The sequence below is a fragment of the Bradyrhizobium sp. P2_E8 genome (assembly GCF_056403875.1).
In genome coordinates this window covers 1-6,862 of the sequence record NZ_JBFUES010000357.1, presented here as the reverse complement: position 1 = coordinate 6,862, position 6,862 = coordinate 1, and the positions used below count along the sequence as shown (strand labels likewise).

6 protein-coding genes are annotated in these 6,862 nt (G+C 64.3%); 1 reads left to right on the top strand and 5 read right to left on the bottom strand.

Going from position 1 to position 6,862, the window contains the following annotated elements; genetic code table 11:
• The 3 genes from AC1D00_RS20220 to AC1D00_RS20210 form a co-directional block, all read right to left on the bottom strand.
• The coding region (locus tag AC1D00_RS20220) for an efflux RND transporter permease subunit (protein ID WP_477011875.1) at positions 1-1,812 on the bottom strand (1,812 nt) is incomplete at its 3' end.
• 179 nt (positions 1,813-1,991) lie between these two features.
• Entirely contained in the window at positions 1,992-3,098 is a 1,107-nt protein-coding gene (locus tag AC1D00_RS20215) for an efflux RND transporter periplasmic adaptor subunit (RefSeq protein WP_271576559.1), read from the bottom strand.
• Between the two features lie 235 nt (positions 3,099-3,333).
• Positions 3,334-4,665: an MFS transporter gene (locus AC1D00_RS20210; RefSeq protein ID WP_404558553.1), complete on the bottom strand. Its 1,332-nt coding sequence runs from the start codon at positions 4,663-4,665 to the stop codon at positions 3,334-3,336.
• A gap of 80 nt (positions 4,666-4,745) precedes the next feature.
• Between AC1D00_RS20210 and AC1D00_RS20205 the strand changes: the two genes are divergently transcribed.
• Positions 4,746-5,243, top strand: coding sequence for a ribosomal maturation YjgA family protein (locus tag AC1D00_RS20205; protein WP_477011876.1), 498 nt, complete (start codon positions 4,746-4,748; stop codon positions 5,241-5,243).
• Here the strand turns inward: AC1D00_RS20205 and AC1D00_RS20200 are convergent.
• A complete protein-coding gene (locus AC1D00_RS20200; protein ID WP_477011874.1) occupies positions 5,185-6,348 on the bottom strand; it encodes a winged helix-turn-helix domain-containing protein in 1,164 nt (387 codons plus the stop codon). The two genes, AC1D00_RS20205 and AC1D00_RS20200, sit on opposite strands and share 59 nt — an antisense overlap.
• 115 nt (positions 6,349-6,463) lie before the next feature.
• Positions 6,464-6,718 (bottom strand): hypothetical protein, encoded by a 255-nt coding sequence (locus AC1D00_RS20195; protein ID WP_027549347.1) that lies wholly within the window; start codon positions 6,716-6,718, stop codon positions 6,464-6,466.
• Positions 6,719-6,862: the final 144 nt, after the last annotated feature.

The window sequence follows — 6,862 nt, the reverse complement described above, 5'->3', positions numbered from 1 at the left end:
CGGCGAACCCTGGCCGACATAGGCGGTATAGGTCTCGATGTCCTTGTCGTCCTTGAGCAGCGTCTCGGCCTTCTTCACCGCCTTCTCGGTGACGTTGAAGGCGGTGCCCTCGGGCAGGCGCAGCTGGAGGAACAGCTCGGGCCGCTCCGACAGCGGGAAGAACTGCTGCTGGACATGACCGAAGCCGACGACCGAGGCGACGAAGACGCCGACGGTCGCGACCACCACCGTGATGCGGTGATTGACGCACCACTGCACGACAGCGCGCAGGCCGCGATACATGCGGGTCTCGTAGACCGCGTGCGGATCGTGGTTGTGGTGCACCTTGATGTTCGGCAGCAGCATGACGCCGATATAGGGCGTGAAGATCACCGCCACGAACCAGGAGGCGACCAGCGCGATCGCCACGATCCAGAAGATGCTGCCGGCATATTCGCCGACCGCGGAATTGGCAAAGCCGATGGGGAGGAAGCCAGCGGCCGTGACCAGCGTTCCCGTGAGCATCGGAAACGCAGTGGATTCCCAGGCGAAGGACGCCGCGCGCATGCGGTCCCAGCCCTGCTCCATCTTCACCACCATCATCTCGACCGCGATGATGGCKTCATCCACCAGAAGGCCGAGCGCGATGATCAGCGCGCCGAGCGTGATGCGGTGCAGGTCGAGCGACATCGTGTTCATGACGATGAAGACGATGCCGAGCACCAGCGGCACGGACAGCGCGACCACGATGCCGGTGCGCCAGCCGAGTGCCAGGAACGACACGAACAGCACGATGACGAGCGCTTCCATGAAGGAGTGCACGAACTCGCCGAYGGCGTGCTCGACCACCTTGGGCTGGTCGGCGATGAGCTTGACATCGATGCCCTGCGGCACCGCCTTCATGAACTCGGCGGTGGCCTTCTCGACCTCCTTGCCGAGATCGAGGATGTTGGCACCCTTGGCGGTGACGACGCCGATGCCGATCGCGGCCTTGCCTTCCTGGCGCACGACGAAGCTCGGCGGATCGACATAGCCGTGGGTGACGGTGGCGATATCCCCCAGGCGGAAGACGCGGCCGTTGCTCTCGACCGGGGTCTCGGCCACGGCCTTGGCGCCGTCGAGCGCACCGGTGACGCGCAGCGGCACGCGCTGCGAGGAGGTCTCGACCGTGCCGGCCGGGGTCACGTTGTTCTGCTTGGCGAGCGAGTCGAACAGCGCCTGCGGCGTGATGCCGAGGGTGGCGAGCTTGGCGTGGCTGAACTCGACGAAGATGCGCTCGTCCTGATTGCCGTAGACGTCAACCTTGGTCACGCCCGGCACCTTCAGGAGGCGCTGACGGAAGCCTTCGGACACCTTCTTGAGCTGGGCATAGTCGGCGCCGTCGCCGGTCATCATGTAGAGGATCGAATCGACGTCGGAGAACTCGTCGTTGACGACGGGTCCGAGGATGCCGGAGGGCAGCTGGCCCTGCACGTCGACCAGCTTCTTGCGCAGCAGGTAGAAGAGGTAAGGCACGTCCTTCGGCGGCGTCGAGTCGCGGAAGGTGACCTGGAGCGCGGTGAAGGCAGGCTTGGAATAGGTCTGCACCTTCTCGAAGTAAGGCAGCTCCTGGATCTTCTTCTCGATGGGATCGGCGACCTGGGTCTGCATCTCCTGGGCGGTTGCGCCCGGCCAGATCACGGAGACGTTGACCACCTTCACCGTGAAGAACGGATCCTCGGCGCGGCCGAGCTTCTGATAGGAGAAGAAGCCGGCGACGCCGAGCACGAGCATCAGGAACAGGACCAGCGTCGGATGGCTGACGGCCCAGGCCGAAAGATTGAAGCGCTTCATCGCTCTCTCCGAAAAGACGATCCAATTGCAAAAACGTCAGCCACTCTGTTCAACCCGTCGTCGCGAGGCAGCGAAGCAATCCAGGGGGCTGGGCAAGTTCTGGATCGCTTCGCCGCTTCAGCCCCAGCATTTGCGCTTGGGCCGAAACTCACCTCACACGACGAACTCGTAAAAGACGCCTAGAAAGACAGTGACGAGACGACCCGCACCCTCTGGCCCGGATCGAGCTTCTGCACGCCGAGGGCGACGATCTTGGCGCCCTCTTCGACACCGCTGGTGATGACGACGTCGTTGCTCTCGTAGGACTTCACCACCACCGGCTTCAGCGTCACCGCGCCGTTGTCGTCGACCACGTAGAAGGAGGGCTTGCCGCCTTCGTTGAACAGCGCCGACAGCGGCAGCCGCGCGACGCGCTCGGTGGCGGCGTCCGACAACGTCAGCGTCGCGGTCATGCCGAGCGAAACCTTGTCGTCGGCCTCGGGCAGCGAGAACTTTGCGAGATAGGTGCGCGTCGCGGTATCCGCGGTGGGCGCGATCTCGCGCAGCTTGGCCGTATATTTCTTGCCCGGCTCCGACCAAAGAGTGACGCTGGCGGCGCCCGACTTGGCACGTCCGACCAGCGTCTCAGGGATCGCGACGACCGCTTCCTTCTCGGCAAAGCGGGCGACACGGATCGAAGCCTGGCCTGCGGCAACCACCTGGCCGGGCTCGATCAGCGTCGCGGTGACGACGCCACGGGCGTCGGCGTTGAGCGTCGCGTAGGAAAGGGAATTCTTGGTCAGCTCGACCGAGCGCTCGGCCCGGTTCAACCGTGCGCGGGCCTCATCGGCGGCGGCGCGGCTCGAATCCATCTGCGCGTCCGTGGTCCAGCCCTTGGCCTTCAGATCCTTGGCGCGCTGCTCGGCGGCGGCGGCCTGGGCCAGCACGCCGGTCGCCGCGGTCTGCTCGGCCACGGACTGCTCGGCCTGGAGCTTCAGATCGACCTCATCGAGGGTGGCGAGCGGCTGGCCGATCTCGACGGTCTGGCCGACCTCCACGAGGCGCTTGGCGACCTTGCCGGCGACGCGGAAGCCGAGATCACTCTCGATCCGCGGCCTGACGGTGCCGACGAAGCTCCGCTCCGGGGTTTCGGCATCATAATGCGCGGTGGCGACCAGAACCGGCCGCGGCGGCTCGGCCTTCTCGGCGACGGTGTCATTGCACCCGGCAAGCGCCGCGGCCATCAGGGCCAGCGACACACCTGCCAAGAGCTTGGAATAGCTGGATAAAACCGACCGGACGAACATCGGAGGACACTCCTGCGACTGCAATGAGAGGAATGTCGACTAATCACTGATAAAAGTCAATAATCGTCAGTCATCAGGAAAGCGTGATCGTTAAGGGGTGGTAACCCTCCGTCGCCCTGGCGAAGGCCAGGGCCCATTACCCCTGAAGTCGGTTGCTGGGAGAAGCCGTCTCCCCGCGCGCCCCGAGAGGAGCCGCGGAGAATGGGCCCTGGCATCCGCCAGGGCGACGTTGGCTCTACCGCCCCTGCCCGGCGAACTCGTGCTTGCTGTCGTGGCCGCCGACAAAAACCAAAATGCCGGCGAGCAGGGGCAGCACCGCGAGCACCAGCAGGCCGGTCGAGGTCTGGCCGGTGGCTTCCTTGACCCAGCCGATCAAATATGGCCCGCCGAAGCCGGCGAGGTTGCCGATCGAATTGATCAGGGCGATACCGCCGGCCGCGGCCGTGCCGGAGAGCCAGGCGGTCGGCAGAGTCCAGAACACACCAAAGCAGCAGAACACGCCGATCGCGGCCACCGTCAGCACCACCATCGTCAGGATGGGATCGGTGAGATAGGAGGAGACGCCGAGCGCGACCGCGGTGAGCAGTAGCGGCGCGCCGACATGCATCACGCGCTCGCGCGTGGCATCGGAGTGCCGTGCCCACAGGATCATCGCGATGGTGCCGAACAGATACGGGATCGCGGTGACGAAGCCGGTCTGGGCATTGGTGAGACCGAACGCCTTCACGATCTGCGGCAGCCAGAACTGCATGCCGTAGAGCGCGCCGACGAAGCCGAAATAGATCAGGCTGAGCGCGATCACCTTCGGCGAGGACAGCGCTTCGCCGAGCGACAGATGCTTCACCGCCTGCTTGGCCGCGATTTCGGAATCGAGCTTCGCCTTGAGCCAGGCCTTCTGCTCGGCCGAGAGCCAATCCGCCTTCTCCGGCCTGTCGGTGAGATAGAACCAGGTGACGATGCCGAGCAGCACGGAAGGAATGCCCTCGATGATGAAGAGCCACTGCCAGCCCTTCAGGCCCATCGTGCCATCGAGCCCGAGCAGCAGGCCCGAGACCGGCGCCCCGATCACGGTCGAGACCGGGACGGCGATGGCGAAGGCCGCAAGGAAGCGGGCGCGATATTCGGCCGGATACCAATAGGTGAGATAGAGGATGATGCCGGGGAAGAAGCCGGCTTCGGCGACGCCGAGCAGGAAGCGCAGGACGTAGAAGCTCGTCACGCCGCTGACCATCGCCATCAGCGCCGAGATGATGCCCCACGTCACCATGATGCGGGCGATCCAGCGGCTGGCGCCGAACTTTTCCAGCGCAAGATTGCTCGGCACCTCGAAGATGAAATAGCCGATGAAGAAGATGCCGGCGCCCCAGGAGAAGATCAGCGGCGTGAACTTCAGCTCCGCATTCATGGTCAACGCGGCAAAGCCGAGATTGACGCGGTCGAGATAGGAGAAGAAGTAGGCCAGCACCAGGAACGGAATCAGGCGCCAGGAGATGGCGCGGATGGTCGAGGTCTCGACTTCCGTCTTGGCTGTGCCGGCGGAACCGGCAAAGGTCGTGGTCTGGCTCATGGCTTCCCCCCAGGGTTGTTGCTTTTATGGGCTGATCCGGGGTTTTGAGCATCGCCGCGAAAGAGTCAATGGAGCAAGCAATGCATGGGGCGCAGCCGGATAACCCCACTGCGCCGCTTCGGACATCCCTGGTCCGGGCCGGGCTGGCGCTGGTCGTGATCGCCTGCGGCCTCCCCCTGCGCTGGTACGGCCTTCCGCTCGGCCTTCCCGCCTTCGTCGTGAAGTACGGCGGCTCGCTGTTGTGGGCGACGATGGTGTTCCTGCTGGTCGGGGTCTTGCTGCCGAGGCTGTCGCGGATGCAGCTTGCGGCCATCGCGGTGCTGATCGCGGTCGTCGTGGAATTCTCCCGGCTGGTGCACGTGCCATGGCTCGATGCGTTCCGGCTGACCACGGCCGGCGCGCTGCTGCTGGGGCGCATCTTCTCGCTGTGGAATCTGGTCGCCTACCTCATCGGCATCGTCGTCGGCATCTGGCTCGACAGCCGCGTCGCGAGAAACCGGATCCCCCAGTCAAACACGCTCACTCCGCGAGCTGAAACCGCTCGAAGCGATCGAGCTCTTCCTCGATCACACGCTTGAGCTCCTTGCGCCCCGCGGTCTTCCTTCCCTCCCCGACCCACGTCCATTTCTGCATCAAGAGCTTCCTGGCCTGCCGGTCGGTCTTGAGATCGAGCGCGGCGACGATCTCGTCGCCGACCAGCACCGGCAGCGCGAAATAGCCGAATTTGCGCTTGGCCTTCGGCACATAGGCCTCGAACAGATGGTTGTAGCCGAAGATGAGGTTGGTGCGCTTGCGCTGGATGATCAGGGGATCGAACGGCGAAAGGATGTGGACGAGATCGGGCGATGGCCCCTCGCCGCCGGCCTCCAGCACCGCGGGCGCCGCCCAATGCTCCTGCTTGGCGCCATCGATCGCGACAGGGACGAGTTCGCCGCGACGCACGCGCGCGGCGATCAGGCGCGCGACCGCCTTCTTGCTCGGCGCGTCGAGATGGCAGACCGAATCGAGACTCACCACGCCCTGCGACCGCAGCGCGCGATCGAGCAGATAGGCTGTGATGTCCTTTGCCGATGCCGGTTTCGGCAGCTTGTCCCAGCCGAAATGACGCGTCATCAGCTCGTAGGTCTTGAGCATGCCCTGGCGCTCGCTGATGGTCACGGTGCCGGTGTAGAAGGCAAGCTGCAACGCGCGCTTCGAGGGTTTGCGGCTCTGCCACAGATGCTCCTTCTCGGTGAGCACGTCATCCTCGATGTCGCGGATCGTCAGCGGCCCGGCGCGCACCAGCCGCATCACCTTGCGCGTATCGGCCGGCTTCACCGAGGCGAACCATCTGTGCCCTTCGCGCCGGTGCTCGCGCATCGCCGGCAGGAAGAAGCGGAAATCGTTCGAGGGGATGTAGGACAGCGCATGGGTCCAGTATTCGAACACGCTTCTGTCGACGCTCTGGGCCTGGCGCAGATCGGCGCGGCGGTAGGACGGAATGCGGCTGAACAGGATGTGGTGGTGACAGCGCTCGATGACGTTGATGGTGTCGATCTGCACATAGCCGAGATGAGCGGTCGCGTCCGCAACGGCCTGCGCGCCTTCGCCGAACGGGGTGCGCTCATCCAGCCGCTGGGCGTGCAGCCAGATCTGCYGGGCCTGTGTGGTGGTGAGTGGGAGCGGTTTGGGCGCGCGTGACATTGCAGGACGCAATGTAGCGGGATTCGCGCCGGGAGAAAGAAGCGGACCAGGAACAACAAAAGAAAATGCCGCGCTGCCATCTGCTGACAGCGCGGCCGTTTGACATGGCCGGCAGCTACTTCGCCGTCATGGCCTTCTGCGACTTCATGTAATGCATGCAGGCGCTCTTCATCTTGCCATTGCTCATGTCCGTGTTGGCCATGGCCATTTCCTTGTTCGACGCCATCTTGGCCGGCGTGTCGGCTGTGCCGCCCATCATGGCGGCGGACTTCATCATGTTGTCCTTGGTGCACGCCATCATCGCGGCCGATGCGGGGGACAGGGAAAGAGTGAACGCGACAAAGGCTGCGGTCGTGAGCAAGATCTTCATTGGAAAAAATCTCCTCCGTAAAACGAAACCGGCGTCATGCCGGCCTTCGCAATTACGCATTCTCTCGCTCAGACGTTTCGCGGAGAAGACAATTTTCTTGCTGCGCTGCGAAGACGAAGGGCCTCAACGGCCGTCTTTCGGTGC